12 protein-coding genes and 7 tRNA genes are annotated in these 23,928 nt (G+C 32.1%); 11 read left to right on the top strand and 8 right to left on the bottom strand.

Going from position 1 to position 23,928, the window contains the following annotated elements:
- Positions 1–418 precede the first annotated feature (418 nt).
- The 8 genes from EII29_RS03450 to EII29_RS03415 form a co-directional block, all read right to left on the bottom strand.
- Positions 419–494, bottom strand: a tRNA-Phe gene (locus tag EII29_RS03450).
- Positions 495–545: 51 nt separating this feature from the next.
- Positions 546–620: transfer RNA gene (locus tag EII29_RS03445), tRNA-Glu, on the bottom strand.
- A gap of 4 nt (positions 621–624) precedes the next feature.
- Positions 625–701: transfer RNA gene (locus EII29_RS03440), tRNA-Ile, on the bottom strand.
- A gap of 4 nt (positions 702–705) precedes the next feature.
- Positions 706–782, bottom strand: a tRNA-Arg gene (locus tag EII29_RS03435).
- Between the two features lie 23 nt (positions 783–805).
- Positions 806–881: transfer RNA gene (locus tag EII29_RS03430), tRNA-Lys, on the bottom strand.
- A 4-nt stretch (positions 882–885) separates the two neighbouring features.
- Positions 886–961: transfer RNA gene (locus EII29_RS03425), tRNA-Gly, on the bottom strand.
- A 31-nt stretch (positions 962–992) separates the two neighbouring features.
- Positions 993–1,080 (bottom strand) — tRNA-Leu (locus tag EII29_RS03420).
- 198 nt (positions 1,081–1,278) lie between these two features.
- A complete protein-coding gene (locus tag EII29_RS03415; protein WP_125236149.1) occupies positions 1,279–3,762 on the bottom strand; it encodes an AMP-binding protein in 2,484 nt (827 codons plus the stop codon).
- A gap of 655 nt (positions 3,763–4,417) precedes the next feature.
- On the opposite strand from EII29_RS03415, the gene kduD reads away from it, so the two are divergent.
- The 11 genes from kduD (at position 4,418) to EII29_RS03360 (ending at position 23,776) form a co-directional block, all read left to right on the top strand.
- The gene (gene kduD, locus EII29_RS03410) at positions 4,418–5,188 is read left to right on the top strand and encodes a 2-dehydro-3-deoxy-D-gluconate 5-dehydrogenase KduD (RefSeq protein WP_125236148.1); all 771 of its coding nucleotides are present in this window, start codon (positions 4,418–4,420) and stop codon (positions 5,186–5,188) included.
- Positions 5,189–5,268: 80 nt separating this feature from the next.
- The gene (gene kduI, locus EII29_RS03405; RefSeq protein ID WP_125236258.1) at positions 5,269–6,099 is read left to right on the top strand and encodes a 5-dehydro-4-deoxy-D-glucuronate isomerase; all 831 of its coding nucleotides are present in this window, start codon (positions 5,269–5,271) and stop codon (positions 6,097–6,099) included.
- 228 nt (positions 6,100–6,327) lie between these two features.
- Positions 6,328–7,242 (top strand): sugar ABC transporter permease, encoded by a 915-nt coding sequence (locus EII29_RS03400; protein ID WP_125236147.1) that lies wholly within the window; start codon positions 6,328–6,330, stop codon positions 7,240–7,242.
- 259 nt (positions 7,243–7,501) lie between these two features.
- Positions 7,502–8,380, top strand: a complete 879-nt coding sequence (locus EII29_RS03395; protein ID WP_125236146.1) for a carbohydrate ABC transporter permease — start codon at positions 7,502–7,504, stop codon at positions 8,378–8,380.
- Between the two features lie 35 nt (positions 8,381–8,415).
- Positions 8,416–9,978: an extracellular solute-binding protein gene (locus EII29_RS03390; RefSeq protein ID WP_125236145.1), complete on the top strand. Its 1,563-nt coding sequence runs from the start codon at positions 8,416–8,418 to the stop codon at positions 9,976–9,978.
- A gap of 24 nt (positions 9,979–10,002) precedes the next feature.
- Positions 10,003–14,331, top strand: a complete 4,329-nt coding sequence (locus tag EII29_RS03385; RefSeq protein ID WP_125236144.1) for an autotransporter outer membrane beta-barrel domain-containing protein — start codon at positions 10,003–10,005, stop codon at positions 14,329–14,331.
- A 12-nt stretch (positions 14,332–14,343) separates the two neighbouring features.
- Positions 14,344–16,713, top strand: coding sequence for a polysaccharide lyase 8 family protein (locus tag EII29_RS03380; protein WP_125236143.1), 2,370 nt, complete (start codon positions 14,344–14,346; stop codon positions 16,711–16,713).
- Positions 16,714–16,774: 61 nt separating this feature from the next.
- Positions 16,775–18,343 (top strand): extracellular solute-binding protein, encoded by a 1,569-nt coding sequence (locus tag EII29_RS03375; protein WP_125236142.1) that lies wholly within the window; start codon positions 16,775–16,777, stop codon positions 18,341–18,343.
- A 399-nt stretch (positions 18,344–18,742) separates the two neighbouring features.
- On the top strand, positions 18,743–20,197 hold the full coding sequence (locus EII29_RS03370; protein WP_233573246.1) for a sulfatase: 1,455 nt from the start codon (positions 18,743–18,745) through the stop codon (positions 20,195–20,197).
- Between the two features lie 140 nt (positions 20,198–20,337).
- Positions 20,338–21,528 (top strand): glycoside hydrolase family 88 protein, encoded by a 1,191-nt coding sequence (locus tag EII29_RS03365; protein WP_125236140.1) that lies wholly within the window; start codon positions 20,338–20,340, stop codon positions 21,526–21,528.
- 85 nt (positions 21,529–21,613) lie between these two features.
- Complete coding sequence (locus EII29_RS03360) at positions 21,614–23,776, top strand: helix-turn-helix transcriptional regulator (RefSeq protein ID WP_125236139.1); 2,163 nt, start codon at positions 21,614–21,616, stop codon at positions 23,774–23,776.
- The last annotated feature ends 152 nt before the right edge of the window (positions 23,777–23,928 follow it).

Genomic DNA, 23,928 nt, shown 5'->3' with positions numbered 1-23,928 from the left:
ATGTACAGTTATTTAAAAGGTATATCATTTTTTTATTTTTAAATTTTTTTGTTAGAAGTAAAAATTTTTAGGTTTTTAACTTAATATTAAAAAAAATAAAGAATATATAAAATATAATGTAAATAATAAATTTATAAAAGGCAAAAATAACAAAATAAAATTAATAAAAAGAATATCTTATGAGTACGAAATTTTTCGACTTTGCTCTTGACATTGAGATTTAATTTATTAATATTTAAACATTAATATTAAATCATTATTAAATTGTTAGTATGTTATCAAATATATTTAAATAATAGTAAATTTATTTGAATATAAATAAATTACAGTTACTTTTAAAATACTGTAAATAAAAGAAAAAAGTGCAATCCTTGATTTTATAGGATTGCACATATATGTAAGTTTTTAGTTTATTTGATGGTGCCCAGACGCGGAATCGAACCACGGACACAGGGATTTTCAGTCCCTTGCTCTACCGACTGAGCTATCTGGGCATAAATTATCTTCAAAAAAAATACCACAACTTTTAATTATGGTAGTAACAGTGGTACGCCCTAGGAGGATCGAACTCCTGTTGCCGGGATGAAAACCCGATGTCCTAACCACTAGACGAAGGGCGCATAATGGTGGATCCAGCTGGACTTGAACCAGCGACCACTCGGTTATGAGCCGAGTGCTCTAACCAGCTGAGCTATGGATCCTTAATGGCGTGCCTGAAGAGATTCGAACTCCTGACCCACGGCTTAGAAGGCCGTTGCTCTATCCAACTGAGCTACAGGCACACACCATAATATTATGTTGTAAATGGTGAGCCATACTGGAATCGAACCAGTGACACCATGATTAAAAGTCATGTGCTCTACCGACTGAGCTAATGGCTCATAATGGAGCGGGAGACGAGGGTCGAACTCGCGACATTCAGCTTGGAAGGCTGACACTCTACCAACTGAGTTACTCCCGCATAGTTATGATTGCAATTTTTAAAAATCAAGTGGTGCCTCGGGCCGGACTTGAACCGGCACGGTAATAATTACCACAGGATTTTAAGTCCTGTGCGTCTACCGATTTCGCCACCAAGGCATAATCCTCAATCACACTGACAAAGTAGATTATATATTTTTTCTACAAATTTGTCAAGGACTTTTTTTAAAATTTTATGATTAGGTGCTGATTTATTAATAATTAATTTCTCCTAAGCACCTAATCATTTTATAAAATTTTTTCGGAAAATTCAAGTTAATTTTTAATTAAATTTTATTTGTATTATGAAATTTAAATTTATTTATTATTTTCTACGTATTCACGTATTATATTTTCAGCTTTTTCAACTATTTCCTCATACGTACCTTCAGGTTTAAACCTTTCCAATGCGGCCACTTCAATTTTCTTAGGTTTAGGGAACTTCATATATCTTGAATAAGCTTCGTAAGCTCCTTTTATACCTAAACATTGTATATCCACATCAAGTTCTTTTGCTATTATTGCAAATACTTTTTTAAATTTTCCAACTTTACCGTCTTTTGTTCTTGCTCCTTCAGGGAATATAAGGACATTTTTTCCTGCTTTTATATGAGCTGCTATTTCTTCCACACTTTTCTTTATATTTTTATTTATATCAATCAAAACAACATTTCCATTAGTTACAAGAAGTTTCATAATTCCTTTTTTGAAATACCAGTCTATGGCTAAAAACATTGTGTTATAAAGTATCTTATGAGGTAATAGACTTCCAAGTACAAGAGAGTCAATAAAACTTTGATGGTTTGATACAAATATCTGTTGTCTGCTTGTAATTTTATCTCTGTTTACCCTTTTCAATCTGAAATATATTTTTAAAATCAAGTCTAATAAAGGTCTAAGAACTTTAGTAACCCATCTGTTTCTTTCTTCGATTTGTGGAGCTTTTTCAATGATTTTTTTCCAGTCGACTTCGGCATCTTCCATTTTAGTCGCTTTCTCATTTATATATTCAGATAATGTTTTTAAATTCGGCATTTCTGAAAACTGTTCTTCATTCAGAGTAATTCCAAAACTGTTTTCTATATATGCAAACATTTCGACAACATCCAATGAGTCCATACCTATTTCCAACTCAAGATTTTCTTCAGGGAGAGGCTCTACTCCTTTCAATTTTTTCACATAAGCTTTTAATATTTTGTATGTTTCAGTATCAGGTTCTTCAACTTTTTTCTTTTCCGTAGTCTTTTTTTCGTATAAATTAGGGAGCATGAATCTTCTGATTTTTCCTACTCTTGTTTTTGGCAATTCTTCTTCATAAAGTTTATAGTCAAGTATTTTTTCATAATTATGAACCGTCAGGTTATAGTCTTCTATTATGTTTTTAATATAAGCATTTATATTTGTAATTCCTTTTTTTCTGAATTCCAAAAGTTCAGGTACGATAATTGCGGAAATTTTGTCATTATGACCGAATACACCTATTTCCTTTATTAAATAATTGCTTTTTGATATAACTTTGTTTTCAATTGTTTCAGGATCAATGTTTTTTCCGTTTGAAAGGACAATCATACTGTTTTTTCTACCACGTATTGTAATGTATCCCTCTTCATCAATTGAAGCAAGATCACCCGTTTTAAACCATCCGTCATCCGTCATTACTTCAGCTGTCTTGTCAGGTTTGTTGTAGTATCCTTTCATAACTATGGGCCCTTTTACCCATAATTCTTCTTCTACCAGTTTTACTTCTATATTTTCCAGTTTTTTTCCTACAGTTCCTATTTTTCTTTCTTTTTGGGTATTTACAGCTATTACAGGTGAAGTTTCAGTTAGACCATATCCTTCAAGAGAGTATATTCCTAAAGTCTCGTAAAATTCAGCTATTTCAGGATCCAGTTTAGCTCCCCCTGAAACTATAAAATCAAGATGTCCACCAAATTTATCATGAACTTTTTTGAATACTTTTCTTTTAAGTTTCATAGATTTTGTTTTACTCATAATTTTGTATATAAGTCTTGTAATAAATTTAGCATCTATTTGCTGTTTTATTCCGTCATAAAAAAGTTTAAAGACTCTAGGCACTCCGATGAGAGCGGTTACTCTATTTCTACTCAGTGTTTCCAAGATTTCCTTACTTGCTATTTTTTCTACAAATATGATGGATGTCTGTTCTCTTAACATAAGGAGTACTGTTGCCGTTAAGGGAAGAATATGATGAAATGGTAGTAGAGCCAGTATCTGATCTTCACACGTAAATATATTTTTTGCAAATATTCCATCCATTTCAGAATTCAGATTTTTATATGTGAGCATTACTCCTTTAGGCTGTCCTGTGGTTCCTGATGTATAAAGCATTACTGCTACATCTTCGTTATCAGGATTTTTCAATTCAAAATCGCTGTTTTTTATAATTTCAAGTTTTTCATTTTTAATAGCATTTTTGTCAACATTTATTATTTTTATTCTATCTTTTAAATTGTATTTTGAAACGGCTTCCAATACATTTTTTTCAGTTTCGTCGGAACAGATAATCAATTCAGGATTTGAATCTTCAAGAACATATAAAATTTCTTTGGGATTACTGGCTGAATCTATTGTGATAGGGGCGGATTTCTTATCCCATATTGCAAAAAAACTGTATATCCATTCAGTACGATTTTCCATTAGAATCATTGCAAATTTTCCAGCTTCCAATTCAATTATATTTTCTGAATAATACCTGACATTCTGTATCAGTTCTGTATAATTTATATGCCTGTTTTCAAAATCAACTAACGCCAGTCTTTCTGTCTTTTTTAGAAACATAAATACTCCTTATATTATATATTTTTTTATTTTAATTATATCATATTTTTTTAAATAATAAAATGTGGATATAGCTATATATGAATATTGAAAAACGATATTTCTTCATATAGTTTTTTTAAATTTGATTAATTTTATCGGTTTTGAATGATTAGACCTTATTTTTGGGGATTTCAAATCAGATAATAATTTTATATTTCTATTTTATAAAGTCTGATAAAAGGACTTGTGGAAAAAAGGATATAGAAATATGAATATATTTTGGATGAAAAAATTACAGGATAAATATAGTTAAATTAAAATACAAGGTATTAAAAATAATATTGTATATAGAATAAGAAGGCTTAATAGATTCTGAAACAAAATAAATAATTTTTATAATTTAAGGAAATAAAATAGTTAGATAAATAAAAAATAATTATATAAACTGTACTGTAAAAACATTAAATAAAGTATAAAAAGATAAAATTCTAAAATGAAAATAGACGAAAAAATGTTTCGAATTTTTTAAGAAAATACATTATATATATTGAAAAATAAGAGTTAGACATCAGAAATAGAAAAATGTATATATAAAATTGAGGATTTACAAATTAAATAGTCAGGATATACTTCAACTATAGAATAAGTGAAATTTAAAAAATGGAGGTAAAAGATGAATGAATTTTTAAAAACATATTTCTCTCTGGAAAATAAAGTTGCCATAGTAACCGGAGGGAACACAGGGATAGGAGCCGCATATTCCGAAGCTCTGGCAAAAGCAGGAGCAGACTTGGTAATATCAGCTTATGATAAAAATTGTGAAGAAATAAAAAAAATTATTGAAAAAACAGGAAGGAGAGTTGAATTTGTAACAGGAGATTTAACTGTTGCCAAATGCAGACAGGAAATAATAGAAACATGTATGAGGAAATTCGGTAAAATAGATATTCTTGTAAATAATGCAGGAACTATAAGAAGAGCTCCTTTACTTGAATATGAAGATGAAGATTGGTATGCAGTAATGGATATAAACTTAAATGTTGTGTATCATCTTGGAAGAGAAACAGCAAAAATAATGGTAAGTCAGGGAAGCGGAAAGATAATAAATATAGCTTCGATGTTATCTTTTCAGGGAGGAAAGTTTGTTCCTCCCTATACTGTAAGTAAACACGGAGTTGTAGGATTGACAAGGGCATTTGCTAATGAACTTGCTGATAAGAACATACAGATAAATGCCATAGCTCCGGGATATATAAAAACTGAAAATACCGAACCGATAAGAAAAGATGAACAGAGAAATAAAGAAATACTTGGAAGAATACCTGCGGGAAGATGGGGAGAGCCGTCTGATTTAATGGGAGCCGTGATATTTTTAGCAAGTAAGGCTTCAGATTATGTAAATGGACATACCTTGACAGTAGATGGTGCATGGCTGTCAAGATAAATCACAGATTGTATAAAAATTATATAAAATAAATTTAGAATAGAATAAAAAAATAATAGGAGGAAAGACGAAAAATGAAGATAGACACAAGATATGCAAATCATCCGGAAGATTCAAAACATTATATAACAGAGAAATTAAGGGAGAATTATTTAATAGAAACAATATTTGTAGCAAACGAAGTGACCCTTACTTACTCTCATGTGGACAGAATTATAGCAGGGGGGATAATGCCTGTGAATAAAACTGTAGAACTGGGAATAACAAAAGAATTAGGAACAGAATATTTCCTTGAGAGGAGAGAACTTGGGGTTATAAATGTAGGAGGAAAAGGAAAAATAATAGCTGATGGAATAGAATATGTAATGAATTCACGTGACGGATTGTATATAGGAATGGAAACGAGAGAGTTAAAATTTATATCCGACGATTCTGAAAATCCTGCAAAATATTATATAAATTCAGCTCCCGCACACAAAAAGTATCCTGATGTGAAAATAGATATAGAAAAAGCAAAGCCTGTAAAGTTGGGAAGTCTGGAAAATTCAAATTCAAGAACGATATATCAGTTTGTACATCCTGCTGTATGTCAGTCATGCCAACTTTTAATGGGAATGACTGTACTTGAGCCGGGAAATGTATGGAATACGATGCCTTGTCATACTCATGAAAGAAGAATGGAAGTATATTTCTATTTTAATATGACAGAAGATACAAGAGTATTCCATTTTATGGGAGAACCTGAGGAAACACGGCACCTTGTAGTAAAAAATGAACAGGGTGTAATTTCACCTTCATGGTCTATACATTCAGGAGCGGGAACGAGCAGTTATACATTCATATGGGGAATGGCGGGAGAAAATCAGGAATTTAACGATATGGATGCTGTAAAAATGTCAGAATTGAAATAAACTTAATAAAATTAGAAAAATTAAAAAAATTTATATTTCTGATAATTACGGTTACTTATACATGGAAAAACGATCTTAAAGTCGGTCCGAGATATGCGAATGATAGATATTTCAATAAATAAAGGATCCGACTTTAGGCGGATTTATTAATATAAATTAAAAAAATTTAGATAATAAACTCACATAATTTATAAATCAAACTTAACTAATTATGTTTAAGGAGGAAAAATGAAGGCAAAAAGAAAAACTTCAAAGTTTAATAAAGACCAGATTTCATTATATTTGTTATTATTGCCTTTTATTTTATGGTATGCAGTATTTATGTATAAACCTATGTACGGACTGTTAATTGCTTTTAAAGATTATAGCTTGTTTAAAGGGATTTCAGGAAGTGATTGGGTAGGATTTAAAAACTTTACGGAGTTTCTGACAAGTCCATATTTTTATGTGACGTTGAAAAACACTCTGATGATAAATCTGTACAGTTTGTTCCTGGAGTTTCCTTTTGCAATTATAATGGCATTAATGTTAAATGAAGTAAAAAATAAACTGTTTAAATCTTTTGTTCAAACGGCTTCTTTCATACCTTATTTTATAGCAATAGTTGTTGCAGCCGGAATTACAATAAATATTTTATCACCGAGTACGGGAGTAATAAACTTTTTACTTGAAAAATTAGGAACGGAAAAAGTATATTTTCTATCCAAGCCGGAATATTTCAGAGGCATATTTACAGGATTGAACATATGGAAAAATACGGGATTTAATGCAGTCATATATTTGGCAGCCCTTACGACTATAGATGAACAGCTTTATGAAGCGGCTAAAATCGACGGAGCGGATAAATTTAAACAACTAAGATATATAACAATACCGGGAATAATCCCCACTATTGTCATAATGTTAGTCTTAAAAGTAGGAAGCATGCTGAACGTAGCTTTTGAAACTGTTCTGCTTCTTTATCAGCCTGCCACTTATTCTACAGCGGATGTCATAAGTACATATGTATACAGAACGGGAATGTTGCAACAGGATTTCGGTCTTGCAACCGCAGTAGGTCTGTTTAATGCGTTGGTAGGATTTATACTTGTATACAGTGCAAATAAATGGAGTAAGAAAGTATCAAGTTCAAGTTTATGGTAATAACATAGAAAATTTGCATAAACAGTATATGCGGATATTACCCGTATAAGACAGTGTTGACTGAAGAAAATAAAATAAATAGAATGATGATACTTTATAAGTCGGAATAAGTCGCAGCTGTAAGTAATATATTTTTTGAAAATGGAGAATTCAGTATATTTACATGATTTATAAAAACAATAAAATATATGAAAATTTATTATTTAAGGCTTACTAAGATATTGCACAAATTTAAAAGTAGGAAAAAAAGGAGAATGAAATGAAAATAAAAATGGGAATGGACGAAAAAATATTTTATACATTAAATTATATTTTACTTGCTGTTTTTGCCGTAATGTTTTTATACCCGATAATATACGTGTTTTCAGCTTCGTTCAGTAAACCTTATTTTATAGAAACGGGAGCTGTCACATTATTTCCCAAAGGATTTAATTTTGAAGCATTTAAAAGTGCCGCAGCAATTCCGGGAATATGGAGGGCTTACGGAAATTCAATATTCATAACTGTTGTAGGAACGGCAGTAAGCATGATTTTTACAATAAGTGGAGCATATGTATTATCAAAACCTGAACTGAAATTCAGGAAAACTATAATAATGCTTGTAGTGGCAACAATGTGGTTCGACCCCGGAATGATACCGAAATATCTCAATTTCAGGGATTTGGGACTTATAAACAGTTATGCGGGAATAATTCTCGGATTTGCAATAAATACATTCAACGTTATAATTTTAAAGACATTTTTTGAAGCAGTTCCGAAATCTCTTGAAGAATCTGCAAGAATAGACGGAGCTTCCCACTTTAAAATAATGACGAACATATATCTGCCTTTATCCACATCTGCAATAACTACGGTTTCATTATTTTATGCAATATCCCGTTGGAACGGATATTTCTGGACAATGGTTCTACTTACTGATGATACGAAAGCACCGTTACAGGTATTTCTAAAAAAACTGATAGTTGAAAAAAATCTTGCAGGTGAAGCTACACAACTTATAACACCTGAAAGTTTGACTTCACCTCAAACTATAATATATGCTGTAATAGTATTGTCACTGATACCTATATTGCTCATATACCCTTTTATCCAGAAATTCTTTAAAAAGGGAGTTGCCATAGGAGCTGTAAAAGGATAGAAAATAAAATTCAATAAAATCAGGAGGAATTAAAAATGAAATTAAAAAAAGTGTTGTTTTTAGCATTAATCTGTTTATTTGCTTTATTAAACTGTAAAAATGAAAAATCTTCCTCAACTGAAGGAGGAGGGAAATTATCAGGAAACCTTATAACATTAAAACCGAGAGAAGTAACTATATTTGCAATTTTTCAGGGAAAAGCCGTAGATGGGGAACTGCCTGTTTTCAAAAAAGCTTTTGAAGAAACAAATATAAAGCTTGTAAGTGTAGCTTCAAAAAATCAGAGTGATGAAGTGCAAGGATTTAATTTGATGCTGTCTTCAGGGAAACTGCCTGATATTATAGCTTATGAGCTTGTTTCGGATTTTGAGAATTTAGGAATGGAAGGAGGGCTTATACCCCTTGAAGATTTAATAGACAAACATGCTCCCAATATAAAAAAATTCTGGGAGGAAAATCCAAGATATAAACAGGATGCAGTTGCAGCTGACGGGCATATATACATGATACCTAATTATAACGATTATTTTAACCTGAAAACAACTCAAGGTTATTTTATAAGAAAAGACTGGCTGAAAAAACTGAATCTTCAGGAACCTAAAACAGTCGACGAGTTATATAATGTACTTACAGCTTTCAGAGATAAGGACCCTAACGGAAACGGCAAAAAGGACGAAATACCTGTTTTCCTGAGAGGAAATGTAATAAGAAAAATAATGATGGGACTGGCGGATATATTCAAAGCTAAAGTTGTGTGGTATGACGATAAGGGAAATCCTCAGTTCGGACCTGCCGGTCAGGAATATAAAGAGGCTATGATACAGCTGGCAAAATGGTATAAGGAAGGACTTATAGACAAGGAAATATTTACAAGAGGAATGAATTCCCGTGACTATATGCTTTCAAACGATTTAGGAGGATTTACTAATGACTGGTTTGCAAGTACGGCTTCCTATAATGAAAAGCTGGCTTCAAAAATATCTGGATTTGATCTTTCACCTATTCTGCCTCCTGAATATAAGGGAAATAATAAGACTGTTTTTACAAGACCTACATATATCGGTGGTTGGGGGATAACGTCTGCTGCAAAAAATCCTGTCGAACTTATAAAATATTTTGATTTCTGGTATTCTCCTGAAGGAAGAAGATTATGGAATTTCGGTATAGAAGGCGAAGATTATAAAATGGTGGACGGAAAACCTGTATTTACCGATAAAATATTAAAAGATCCTCAAGGGAAAAATCCTCTGGCAGTAATAAGAACTACAGGAGCACAGTACAGATTGGGAATGTTCCAAGACGCAGAAGCCGAAAAACAACTGTCAGGACAGAATAACGGTGTGGACATGTACATAAGTTCCGATGTAATTCAGGATGATTTGCCTATTCTGAAATATACAAAAGAAGAGGCAAAGGAATTTCTGAAAATAGATACACAGTTAAGAGCATATACCGAAGAAATGACTCAAAAATGGATAATGGGAGTTTCAGATATAGAAAAGGACTGGGACAATTATATAAAAAGATTAAATGAAATAGGACTGAAAAGAGCTGAAGAAATCCAGAAAACGGCTTATATAAGATTTATGAAGAAATAGGGGGAAGCTTAAAAGGAGTTTAAAATGAAAAAAAAGCTTATAATTTTTATACTTTTAACAATATTAAAGCATAATCAGATATATGCGACGCTTTATCCTGATCAGAACAATAATGCGGACCCGAGAAAAAATTACCGTATAACGGGAAATATTATAACTCCGGGAGATTTAAACAGTGATACGGTAATAAGTATTCAACCTAATAAATATGCCGTACTTCTCGGAAAAGAAGATACGGATAATCCCGTAAACATAAATATTGAATATTCAGGAAACAAAAACAGAAAAATTATAAATATAAATTCAGGAACATTAATTAATGAATTCAGCATAAATCGAGGAATTATAAAAGGAATTAATAAAAGCAACTTTAATTTTGAAGGAGTTTCCATACAGAAGGGAAAATTCAGGAATGAAGGAATTCTTGAAATTTCAGGAAAGAAAGCAACAGGTATAAATGTTACGAATACGGCGGAAATACAAAATGCAGGGAATATTTCCGTCAAAGATAAAGCAAAAGGTGTATTCCTTAATTTTAGCGATTTGAAGTTTGAAAATTCCGGAAAAGTGTCTGTTACAGGGGCAGGGAGTGTCGGAATAACGGGGAATAAAAATAAAAAAGTCGATATACTGTCGACTCGGAACGGAATAATAGAAGTAAAAGATAAAGCAACGGGAGTTTCTCTGGAAAATAAAATGTTTTTCAGAAATGAAGGAGAGATAAATGTATTTTCTAACGAAAAACTTACGTCAGGCTCGGAAGCAATAGGAGTAAATATAAACTCCGAAGATAAAAATTCCTTTGAAAACTATGGAACGGTAAATGTGAGCGGAACGGGAAAAAATCCCTACAGCGGATACAACTCAAAAGGAATATTTATAAATAACGAAAAAGGAAGTGCAGCCAATTTCGGAAAAATAAACGTCGGGAGTACGGGAATAGGAGTAATATCCAAAGGAAACTTTGAAAATAACGGAATTATAAATGTAGACGGAAAATCTGTCGGAATAAATATATTGAAGAGAACAACGGTTCCTACGGAAAAAACAGTCAATAATCAGGTAATTAACATTAAAGGAGAAAGCTACGGAGTACAGGCGGCAGGAAATGCGAATTTTGAAAATACGGCAACAGGCAATATTTTTGTAGAAGAAGGAGCTACAGGAATAGTTGCATCCAAAGAAACAAAAAAATCCGATAACGGTATTATAATAAATAAAGGAAATATATTTGTTTCAGGAGAGAGAAGTACGGGAATACAGGCAAATGACAACAGGGAAATCATATCCTTAGGAACGGTGGAAGTGGAAGGCAAAAAATATACTTCGGGAATTAAAGCTTCAGGAAGAAATTCCCTCGTTATAAATGAGGGAAGAATAATTCACAGAGGAGACGAAAGGAATACTTCCAATGCTGCTGTGTCTCAAATGATGGGGACGGTCGAAAATAAAGGTGAGATAGAAATTCTGAGCGGAAAACTTTCTTCCGGAATGGCAGTGAGTGAAAACTCATTCGGAATAAATTCGGGAACGGGAAAAATACATGTAAATGAAGGTGTCGGAATAAAAACGGATAAAAACGGTATCTCAGTAAATAAAGGAGAAATAATATTAAAAGGTGAAAAAGCGACGGGAGTGCAGCTCGGAAATGCCGCTTTTATAAATGACGGAGGGAAAATTATCGGAGATAAATCGGGAAATGCAATATTTTCAAGATCCTTAACGGATAATACGGTCATATTGAAAAATGCCGTTTCTATAAATGGAAAAATCATAGGAAACAGCGGAGCTGATTCACTGTTTTTTGAAAATGCCGTTGCCGAAGGGCTGACTGTTGAAGAATATAATTCACTGAACTTAAGCGGAAATTCATTTGTCCGAAATTCGGAAATATCTTTGGAAAGCAGTAAAAATGCACAGAATTATACAGAAAAAATGAAGACGGATTTAATAAAAGGCGGGTATATAAACGGGCAGTCGGGAACTTTGACACTGGAAAATTCGGTTCTCACTTTAAATAAAAAGGAAGGCGTTCCTATATATATCAATGGGAATGCAGTAATATTCAAAGGAAGGATGAATCTCTCCTTTAAAGGCGAAGGGAAGGAATTTTCGGTTTCAGAGTATTTAGGCGGAATAAAAGTGGACGGAAGTGAGGCCGAATTTCAGGACAGTCTTGTATGGACTTACAGAAAAAAAGAAAATAATGATGTAATTCTCGGTAAAAACAAATATTCGGATGTAAGTGGAAACATTAATTTAAGTGAATTTGCACAATATTTGGAAAATGAAAGGAATAAAAGCAGGATATCAGGGGATCTGGATAAAATTATCGGAGAAATGGAGCAGTTAAAAGACAGGAAAGTTTTTAACGATGTATTGTCCCAGATTTCAGGAGTTGTCCATGGATATGTTGCAGATTCTGCACTTATAAATTTCGGGCTGTTTGAAAAAATAAGCCTGAAAAAAACTTTTTCAAGAGACATTATGAGAAACAGACCTTTAAATTCCACAACTCATGATATATTTCATATAAATGATACCGGAAATTTTTCAGGTGTAATAAATGCAGGAAAAAAGGAAAAGGGAATTGTAGGAATATGGGAAAAGCACATAGTGAGAAATAATAGGCTCGGATTTATTTTCGGGGCTACAGAAAGAACATTGGATTTTAAAAAGAATAACGGAGGAAAAGCCGAAACGGATACCGTATATTTCGGAGGTTATTATGATTATGCCTTAAACAGCGGACTTTCTTTTCTGACTACTGTAGGAACTGCATATTCCCATAATTCCGTTAAAAGGGAAATCAATATTAACGATAAAAATTATACTTTTAATTCCAGTTATCCCGTAATAGTTTTAGGAGCAGGTTCAAAAATAATTTATACTCCTGTGGAAAAAAATATGTTCAGAGTTTCAATATATGCAGGAATTAATTTTAAAAAAATATTTCAGGGGAATATAAATGAAGAGAGGGAGAGAGTTTCAGCAAAAGCAAGTAATTTAACAATAAAAAATGTTCCTGTGAATGAAAAAAGTTATAATTCCGTCAAGCCGAACATAGGAATAAATGTAGAAAAAAACGGAATATTTCTGAACAGAGTTTACAGACTGGGGTTCGGTACAGGCTTTGAAACCGAAAAAGGGAACATAAACAAATTCAAGCATTATAAACTGCAGGGACTTAGCAGTGAACATAAAGTAAAATCAGTAAACCTGAAAAATATATTTTACTATAATGTAAATTTAGCTTTCGGTTTGACTGAAAATTTGTCACTGACTTTAAATTACAGGCATTCAAAAGGAAAAGAATATAAATCCGACAGAGTGGAAGCAGGATTTGAGTATAAGGGAGATGTTTTCAGAAACAATATACTGAACAGTATAGCTGCTAAACTGAATAACAGTAAAAAAGTTTCAAGATGGAGAAAAACAGTAGGATTTACTCTTGATTCCGAAGATCCTTCGGACAGATCCTATTATTACGGAAATGTTCTTTCGGCAGGAGATTATTCCAAATCTTCAGATTATAAACCGTTAATATGGCTGACGCTGACAGATACAAAATCAAAAATATCCTATTATTTTGAAGGATTTTACAAGGACAACGGAATGTTTCAGGGAAAAAACGACAGAGAAGATAAAGTTTCTTCAAACCGTCTGTTTGGAGAAATCAGATATAGAAATACTTTTTCAAAGGGAAATTACGGTCTGAATTTCGGATATAAGTCCGAAAATTCCCGAAGGCCCAAAAATTATAAAAAAAAGGATTACTACGTATCAAAAACGGGTTTCCATGAATTTAAACTGGACGCAAATTTTTCATATAACTTAGGGAACGGATATTTCCTTAACGGAAAAACTACAGGAATGGCGGATATTTATTATAAAGGAGAAAGAAAAGGTCAGAAGGATTATAAACTGGAAAATCAGTACGGTTTTGTATATAACGGATTTTCTCCCAAATGGAAATTACAGCTGATGTACTTCAGAGAAGACAGATTTTTTGACAAAAGAAACAATGTTGAAAGATATATTTCCGAACAGCTGAGACCTGCAGTAACATATAATTTCGGAAATGGAGACAATGTCGTTTTGGACATGAGGCTGCCTTTGGGAAAAGGTGCAGTATATAAGACAACAGGAACAAAAGAGAAAAAATCCGAAACATATGAATACAGATACGGAATAAAGTATACAAAAAATATAATTCCCGGACTTAATGTATTTGTTTCGATGTCCGTATCCGATATAAAAGTTAAGAATACCGATGAAAAAAGCGGTAAATTCGGTGAAAAAACGGGAAATCACATATTCAGACAAAGTATCGGATTAAATTACAGTTTTTAAACGGAGGAAATTATGATTGTAAAAAGTGCAATATTTGCAGGATTGATAATGATGACTTTTATTTCTGCAGCTTCAGGCGGAAATGACGAATTTGACGGAATAAGGGAAAAATGGAGAAAAATTATTATAAATATACCTGACGAAAATAATATTCGGAACAGGCAGAAAATAGAAAAAATCATTACACAGCTGGAAAAAAACAGTGAGAAAATACTCGGAAAGTTAAATACGGATCCGAATAGACAGTATATATTCAATGATTTGAAAGATATGAAAAACGGAGCACAGATATTAAGTTCATTTGAAAATGTAAAAACATTGGCAAAAGCCTACTTTACAGACGGTACAAAATATTATAAAAGTGATGATTTAAAAAAAAATATAATTGAATCACTTATCTGGCTTAATGAAAATGTCTATAATGACAGTTTACAGGAACTCGGAAACTGGTGGCAGTGGGAAATAGGCATTCCTAAAAGCATAAATGAAACGGGAATAATCATGTACGGAGAAATTCCTGACGACCTTCTTGATAATCTGATGAAAGCTTCAAAATATTTTCAGCCTTATGCTACTCATTCAGGTGCAAGTCCTGCTGCAAAGTATTCCACATCTCCTAATAAAAGGGTATCCAAAGGGGGGAACAGAATGGACACTGCAATTATTTCCTTCGGAAGAGGGATACTGACAAAAGACAGGACGGAAACAATGAACGGCGTAGATGCAGTAGGTGATATAGGAGAAATAGTAACTAAAGGAGACGGTTTTTATGAAGACGGTTCCTTTATTCAGCATGAAAATGTAGCTTACAGCGGAACATATGCAAGTGTTCTGTTTAACGGGCTGGGAACTTTACTGTATGTTGCAAAGGATACTTCTTTTCTGCCGAAAGATCCGAGACTGGAAACACTGTACGGCTCCATAATCAAAGGATATACTTATTTACTTATAAACGGAGGAATAAATGATTCGGTAAGTGGAAGATCACTGTCAAGGGATAATTCCAACGATCTGGAAAGAGGGAGATCTATTATAGGAGCATTAGGTATGGTATCTGAAGGAGCAGTTTTTCCTCATAAGGAACAGATACAGAAATTAGTAAAAAGAGCTATAGCTGAAAATAACAGTTACAATGTTATCGAAAAAACAGGAAATCTGGTTGTTGAAAAAGTATTGAAAGATATTGTCAATGATAATAATATAAACATAGAGGAAATTCATGGTACGAAGATTTTCTCTTCAATGGACAGAGCCGTTCAGATAAGTAGAAGAAAAGGAAAGTTTGTAATTTCAATGCATTCTTCAAGAATAGCAAATTTTGAAACGATGAATGGAGAAAATTTAAAAGGCTGGTATACGGGAGACGGAATGACGTATATTTACGGTGCCGATTCTTCGGTTTTTACCGATTACTGGCAGACTGCGGATAAACTTCATATGCCGGGAACTACTGAAAGTGTTTCAAAAAGAACTGACGGTTCAGGAGAAAGAAGAGTGCCTTCGGCTGTTTCTCCCAAAGCATGGGCAGGAGGAGCTTCCGACGGAAATGTAGCAATGACAGGAATGGATTTTATATCGTGGAATAATAAGACTGAAGCTAAAAAGTCATGGTTTATGCTCGGTGAAGAAATTGTAGCCGTAGGTTCGGGAATAACAAGCAGTGACAATGAAATTCATACAACGCTGGATAACAGAATAATGCATAATATAAGTAATAAAAAAGTGACAATTGACGGACAGGATATAACTTCAATAAAGAAAATACAGGCAAAAAAAGGCACATATGTTAATTTCTCAGACAGAAAAACAGGTGAAAATATAGGTTACAAAATATTGGAGCCTTCTATCCTTACAGTGGATATTAAAAATGAAAAAGGAAGCTGGAAGGAAATCGGAGGGAAATCAGCAGATATACATGAAAAAGCGTATTTTAAAGCGTATATCGAACACGGAAAAAATCCTAAAAATTCCAAATATGCATATATAATATTACCGATGTTTACTGAAGAAGAAGTGGAAAAATACAATGAAAATACTGTGGAAATTATTCGTCTGGACGATGAAGTTCATGCAATAGAAGATAAGAAAAGAAAAATTACCGGAATGAATTTCTGGAAAAATAAGGAAGTAAAAGTAAACGGAATAAAGACTTTTTCTCCCGTTTCACTTATAAAAACCGAAAAAGGAGATGAAATTATCCTTGCAGTAAGTGATCCCACGCAACTTTCAAAATATGAAACGGAGTTGGAAATAGACGGAGAATATTCACTTTTATCAAGCAGTCAGGCTGTAAAGACAAATGTCGGAAACGGAAAGACAAAACTGAAAATTAACCTTGTAAACAGAGGACAATCTGTAATTATAAATTTGAAAAGAATTTAAAAGCAGAGAGAAATACGGAGTATCTGAAATAAATGAATAAAGAAGAGAGGAATGATATAAAATGAAAAAGGTTGTTTATACATTAATAATCATGACAGTTTTATTGAGTGCTTGCGGAAAGCCGAAAGAAAAAACGGAAATTAAAGGAGAAGATAAGAAACTCGAGGGTTACCTTATATCGGAGAAACCTAAGGAACTGACTGTTTTTGCAATTCATCTGGGGAAAGCTCTGGATCCTGAACTTCCCGTTTATAAAAAAGCGGCTGAGATGACTAACATTAAACTGAAAAATGTAGCTTCTCAAAATCAGACAGACCAGAAAGAAGCATATAACCTTCTTGTATCTTCAGGGGAACTTCCTGATATAGTTGCTTACGAATTTACTGAAGATCTTGAAGGTCTGGGAATAGACGGAGGACTTATTCCGTTGGAGGAACTCATAGATAAATATGCTCCGAATATAAAAAAATTCTGGGAGGAAAATCCGAGATATAAGCAGGATGCAATTGCGGCTGATGGACATATTTATATGATACCTAATTACTATGATTACTTTAATTTTATGCCGTCAACAGGATACTATATAAGAAAAGACTGGATACAGAAATTAGGACTGCAAGAGCCTAAAACAGTCGAAGAACTTCATAATGTTCTCGCGGCTTTTGCAGAAAAAGATCCAAATGGAAACGGTAAAAAAGATGAAGTGCCGATATTCAGTAGAGGAGATACTGTAGCAAAGGTTTTACAGCCTCTATCTGATATTTTTAAAGCGAGAGCTTTCTGGTATGACAGTAATGAGATGGTAAAATTCGGACCTGCACAGGGGGAATATAAAGAGGCTATGAAACAACTTGCAAAATGGTACAAAGAAGGACTTATAGATAAAGAAATCTTTACAAGAGGAATTTCCGCAAGAGATTATATGCTTTCCAATAATTTAGGCGGATTTACTGTAGATTGGTTCGGAAGTACAAGTTCTTATAACGGGAAATTGGAAAAAACAATACCCGGATTTAATTTTGGGATAATAGCTCCTCCTGTTTTTAACGGAGACAATAAGACATATCAAGCAAGAACAACATATTTAGGAGGATGGGGAATAAGCTCAAAATCCAAAAATGCGATAGAAGCTATTAAATATTTTGACTTTTGGTATTCTTCTGAAGGAAGAAGACTATGGAATTTCGGTATTGAAGGAGATGATTACACTGTAGTAGACGGAAAAGCTGTATTTACTGATAAAATAATGAAAAATTCTGAAGGAAAGACACCTCTGGCAGTAATAAGAGAATCCGGAGCTCAATTCAGACTCGGAATGCCCCAGGATTCTGAATATGAAAAACAGTGGTATGTAAAAGAAGCTGTTGATGCCATAGATTTTTACCTGAAAAATAATTATGTACATGAATTAATGCCTATATTGAAATATACTAAGGAAGAATCAAAAGAATTTATTAAGATAAATACTCAGTTAAATTCTTATGTGGAAGAAATGTCTCAAAAATGGATAATGGGGGTATCCGATGTAGAGAAAGACTGGGATATGTATGTCAAAAGACTGAATGATATAGGATTGGTAAAGGCCGAAAAAATTCAGGAAAGTGCATATAAAAGATTTATGAAAAAATAACGATCAAAAGACTTTTTTCATGCTTTTTTTGGAAAAAAAGCTTAGCAAAAAAACAATTCAACACAAATTTTACTAAAGCTCAAAAATGCCCGTTCGTTATAAAAACAAAAAAGGATGTTTTTACGACGCTCACTCCCTGCATTTTTCACGCAGTAAAATTTAAATGTTGAAAGGGGCTTAAAATTGTAGAAATGATTTTAGGTGAAAGTGTAGTTAGATTGTAATAATAGTAAAAAGTTAAAATTAAAATATGGGTAAAAACTCCTGCATTCAAAATTTTACGAAAAAATTTTGTAGCCGGTAGTTGGAGTGTGAGGGCGGCGATGAGCCCTCACGAAAAGAAAGTTGAGTTGGAAATTTTTTGTCAAACTTTTTTAAAAAAGTTTGGATAATATAGCAATGAGTTTTTACGGAAGGAAACTGAACATGAAAAAACCTAATTTATTATTTTTATTTGCAGACCAGTGGAGAAGAAATTCAGTGGGATTTATGAAAAAAGAAAACGTCATTACCCCGAATATGGATATGTTTTCTGAAGAGGCTCTTGTGTTTGAAAATGCTGTAAGTGGCTGCCCTCTTTGTTCTCCAAGCAGAGCAAGTATTTTGACGGGAACATACCCGATAACACATGGAGTATGGACAAACTGTAAGATAGGCCTTGAGGATGTAAAACTGAAAGAAGATGCAGTTACTATAACGGATATTTTAAAGAAAAACGGTTATTACACAGGATATATAGGAAAATGGCATTTAGATAGTCCTGAAATGAATAGAGATGAAGCTCCTTTATCCGGTGCAAAAGACTGGGATGCTTATACTCCACCGGGGAAAAGACGTCATGGCATAGATTACTGGTATTCATATGGAGCATATGATAATCATATGAAACCTCATTATTGGAGCAATAGTGAGAAAATGATAGAAATAGATAAATGGTCTGTGGAACACGAAACGGATAAAGCAATAGAATTTCTGGAAAAATGTAAAGAAAAAGATATTCCTTTTTCCTTATTTGTTTCATGGAATCCTCCACATACACCTCTTGATCTTGTTCCTGAAAAATATGTGAAAATGTATGAAAATAAGAATTTAAAAGTAAATCCTAATGTAAAATTGGAAAATGTCACCGATCATACGGAAAGTATGAAAGAAAAATTGAATTTTACAAAAGAAGAATATCAAGATGTTATGAAAAAGTATTACGGAGCAATAACAGGGATAGATGAAAACTTCGGAAGAATTATAAATTATTTGAAAGAAAGAGATTTATATGAAAATACAATAATAATTTTAACTGCCGATCATGGTGAAATGCTTTGTGCACATGGTTTGTGGAGCAAACATGTATGGTATGAAGAAGCCATAGGAGTTCCATTTTTAATAAAGTACGGGAGCACATATTTAATAGGAAAAACGGATACAGTAATAAGTAGCCCTGATATAATGCCAACAGTTTTATCATTAATGAGTATAGAAATTCCGGATACTGTAGAAGGAAGTAATTTGAAAGACAGTGTAATGAAAGTAAACAGAAGTAGTAACGGAGAAGAAAGTAAAGCTTTTATTTCCTCATATCCGGGACAAATATCCGCAATAGAGAAATTTGAAAGGATAAATGAAGATAATAAAAAATACGGATGGAGAGCTGTAAAAACTAAAACCCATACTTATGTAGTAAATAAAGGATACAATCCGGGACAAGTAACGGAAAGATTTTTATATGATAATATAAATGACGAATATCAGCTTAATCCTTTGAAATTAAATGAGAGTTCTGAAAACGAAATATCAGATAGACTGGAGAAGATGCTGAAAAGTTGGGCTGAGAAACACAGAGATAAATTTGAATTTTAACTTTAAAAATATATTGTAAACAGGTTTAAAAACCTAACAAAAATAAAAATATAACAATTATTTCATCTGATAAGTAAGAATAGTTTTAAATAAGTTTTATTATAAAAATAAAAAATATATGAACAGACAGGAGTGAAGTAATGAAATTAAATGAAGAAACAATAAAAAAATATTCAGAAGATGTAGAATTATCAAAAGAATTATTATATCAGGGATTACATAATGCATTAAGTAAAATTGACAGAAATACGGAAATATTTATAAATACATTTCCGAGACCTTCAAGTGTAAACGGGATTTATCCGGGAATACTGAACGGAGGAGAATGGGATGACTGGACAAGCGGCTTTTGGACAGGGATACTTTGGCTTGCCTATGAAATAACAAAAGACGAGAAATATAGGAAAATAGCCGAATTTCAACTGAGAGGTTATAAAGAAAGAATAATAGCCAAAAATGCTGTAGATCATCATGATTTGGGTTTTTTATACATACCTTCCGCTGTGGCACAGTATAAGACGACGACATGTGAAGAGGCAAAAATAACAGGAATAATGGCGGCAGAACATCTCATAACCAGATTTAGGGGAAAAGGGGAGTTTATTCAGGCATGGGGAGAACTTGATAGCCCTGATAATTACAGGCTGATAATAGACTGTAATTTGAATATACCTTTATTATTCTGGGCAAGTGAAGTTACAGGAGACAAAAAGTATAGGGAAATAGGTGAAAAACATATAAATACGGCTTCCCGAACAGTAGTAAGAGAAGACGGATCCACTTTTCATACATATTATTTTGATAAAGAAACGGGAAATCCTCTTAAAGGAAGTACGGCTCAAGGAAATTCTGACAATTCCACATGGGCGAGAGGACAGGCATGGGGGATGTACGGATTTCCATTGGCATATAGATATTTAAAAAACAAGAAATTTGTGGAATTATATAAGAAAGTGACAAACTATTTCTTAAATAAGCTACCTGAAGACAGTGTATGTTATTGGGATCTTTCTTTTGACGATACTTCAGGAGAGGAGAAGGATACATCGGCAGCCGCAATAGCAGTATGTGGAATACTGGAAATGTCTGAAAATCTCAATAACAATGATGAAAATAAGAAAATATATATGAATGCAGCAAAAGATATAATGAAATCACTCATAGAAAAATATACAACAAAAAATATGAAAGAATCAAATGGACTGTTAAAAGAAGCTGTTTACAGCAAACCGCATAGAATGGGGGTAAATGAATGCTGTATATGGGGAGATTATTTTTACATGGAGGCCTTAGTAAGATTTCTGAAACCGGACTTTAAAATTTACTGGTAAAAAATTGTTAAATATCAAGAATTTTGTAAAAATTGTGGTATACTTATAGTAATTGTAAAAAAGAGATAATATTGTGGAGAATATTATGAAATTAAAAACTATACCTGAGTTGTATATTATACGCTCTAAAAAAATAAATAATATAACATTAATGATATTGGGATGCTTATTATTTATAATGTTGCTGTTTAATATCAGAAGTAAAATAAAGGAAATAAATAAAAATGAAAAGGCAAAGGCCTTAAGTGCTTTTTTCAGTATAAGTAAGAAGACTCAGTTTATAATGTCCACATTATATACTCTAAAGTTTGATGATAAGTTCAATGAGTATATTTTAAAAAATGAAAATGATGTCGAGTATCAGTATCTTAAATCAATTTTGCATAAAAAGATAACAACGGGTAATAACATATACGGAAGCATAGGTTATCTGATTAATTTTTCCACAAATAAACTTAATTATTATATGACTTCGACAGGAATTATCGATAAAAAAACTTTTTATAAAAATAACAAGTTTTTCGGCAATATTGAAGAAAAAATAAGAAGTATAAGCGATGACGGAAATTATATTAATATTTTTATAAATGATAAAAGTTATCTGAATCTTAATAAAAGTTACTGGATAATAAAACTTGATAAAAAAAGTTTCTTTTATGAAGTAGGAGACAGAAAAAACTGGTATATGAAATTGGACAGTATTTTAAATTTATCTGATTTAGAAAATATAAAGATAAATTCAGACATTGTAAAGAAAATAAGTGAGATGCATAAAAATAGTTCATCTTTTAAGGAAAGTATAAAAGTAAACGGAAGAAATCTGCATATATTCTATTTGCCGGAATTTGATATTGAACTTTATTATTATCAGCCTGAAATAAATATTATCCGTATTATAGTAATGGAAGCGGGAAAAGGAATAATCCAGTTCCTGTTGTTATATTTGATAATAGCAATTATAATAAATCTTATAATTAGCCCCATAAAAGAATTGGCACAGAAAATGGGTTATGGGAATGAAAAAGAAACGGCTGAAATAACTTACATCAAAACTAAAATTGATGAATTGAGTACTACTAACGTGGAGTTGACAGGTAGAGTAAAAGAATTAAGCGAAATTCAAAAAAGGAAAAAATTGAAAGATTCTCTGTTAGGTATTCCGAACGGTCAGGATATCGGAAAGTTTTTGTGGGAAAAGGAATATAGAATAATCCTAATGGAAATATATGATGTAGATTCTATTAAAAATATGTATGATAATTTTAGAATATCAAAAGAATTTGTTATGAAATATTTTATGAATGAAGCAATATTTGAAGTTGTAGATATCGATTTCAAAAGTATTGCTATTATAATTGAAAATTTTCCTAGAGAAGAAATGGAAGAAATTTTGACTAATTTAATTTTTCATATTGAAAGGAATTTTTCCCTTTATTTTGTAGCGGCGGTTACTGACAGGTACAGAGATCTGAAAGAACTGCCTGCGGCATACAGAATTGCTAAAAAAATAATGGATTATAAATATATATACAAACAATATAAAGTTATTTTTCAAGATATTGTGAATGATAACCACTTAAATAAATATTATTATCCTATTCAGCTGGAAGCAAAACTTATATCTAAGACTTTAGGAGCAAATGTAAGTGAAGTGAAAAAAGTGATACAGGAAATTTTTGGAAATGATATAGAGCAGAAATTGACGGATAAAAAATCTATAAGAGAGTTTTCAGGATTACTATATAATACTTTAAACAGGATATTAATACAACTCAATGAAATGAATATGGGAGAAATAAATAAAAATGCAGATATCACAGGAATACTTAAAATATCTGATGTAAAGGAATTAAAGAATACTTTTGAAGAAATAGTGACGGAACTTTGTAATTTTATAAAGGAAAATTCTGAAATAGATATAAAAACTATAAAAAATTCAATAGAAAAATATTTGCTGTTAAATTATATGAAAGATATATCACTTGAAAATTTAGCTGATTATCTCGGGTATTCTTTCAAATATGCGAGTATTTTGTTTAAAAAAATAATGGGAGATAATTTTAAGAATTATTTGTCACTTTACAGGATAAAAAAAGCAAAGGAGATTATGAAAAATAAAGAATATAAAATAAAGGAACTTGCTGAAATGGTGGGGTATAACAGCTCAAATACATTTATAAGAACGTTTAGAAAATACGAAGGAGTTTCACCGGGAAAATATTTCTTCAATATAGACAGCGATATATAAAAGTATTAGACAGATTTAATAGATAATAAACATAATAAAACATAAAAATAACAATTTCAGGAGGAGCAGATATGTCAGGAGTAGTATTGAAAAAAGTGGAGAAGCAATATCCTAATGGATTTAAAGCGGTACACGGAATAGATTTGGAAATA

Origin of the sequence: Leptotrichia sp. OH3620_COT-345 (assembly GCF_003932895.1) — a bacterium.
In the GTDB taxonomy this organism is placed as follows: Bacteria; Fusobacteriota; Fusobacteriia; order Fusobacteriales; family Leptotrichiaceae; genus Pseudoleptotrichia.
The sequence above is the reverse complement of the archived record's forward strand: the minus strand, read 5'-3'. Positions and strand labels throughout refer to the sequence as shown.

Bases quoted from the DNA above. Each gene is read 5' to 3' on its own strand.
- EII29_RS03395 (WP_125236146.1), top strand. From the start codon at position 7,502: ATGAAAATAAAAATGGGAATGGACGAAAAAATATTTTATACATTAAAT.
- EII29_RS03385 (WP_125236144.1), top strand. From the start codon at position 10,003: ATGAAAAAAAAGCTTATAATTTTTATACTTTTAACAATATTAAAGCAT.
- EII29_RS03400 (WP_125236147.1), top strand. From the start codon at position 6,328: ATGAAGGCAAAAAGAAAAACTTCAAAGTTTAATAAAGACCAGATTTCA.
- EII29_RS03360 (WP_125236139.1), top strand. From the start codon at position 21,614: ATGAAATTAAAAACTATACCTGAGTTGTATATTATACGCTCTAAAAAA.
- EII29_RS03370 (WP_233573246.1), top strand. From the start codon at position 18,743: ATGAGTTTTTACGGAAGGAAACTGAACATGAAAAAACCTAATTTATTA.
- kduD (WP_125236148.1), top strand. From the start codon at position 4,418: ATGAATGAATTTTTAAAAACATATTTCTCTCTGGAAAATAAAGTTGCC.
- EII29_RS03365 (WP_125236140.1), top strand. From the start codon at position 20,338: ATGAAATTAAATGAAGAAACAATAAAAAAATATTCAGAAGATGTAGAA.
- EII29_RS03380 (WP_125236143.1), top strand. From the start codon at position 14,344: ATGATTGTAAAAAGTGCAATATTTGCAGGATTGATAATGATGACTTTT.
- EII29_RS03415 (WP_125236149.1), bottom strand. From the start codon at position 3,762: ATGTTTCTAAAAAAGACAGAAAGACTGGCGTTAGTTGATTTTGAAAAC.
- EII29_RS03390 (WP_125236145.1), top strand. From the start codon at position 8,416: ATGAAATTAAAAAAAGTGTTGTTTTTAGCATTAATCTGTTTATTTGCT.
- EII29_RS03375 (WP_125236142.1), top strand. From the start codon at position 16,775: ATGAAAAAGGTTGTTTATACATTAATAATCATGACAGTTTTATTGAGT.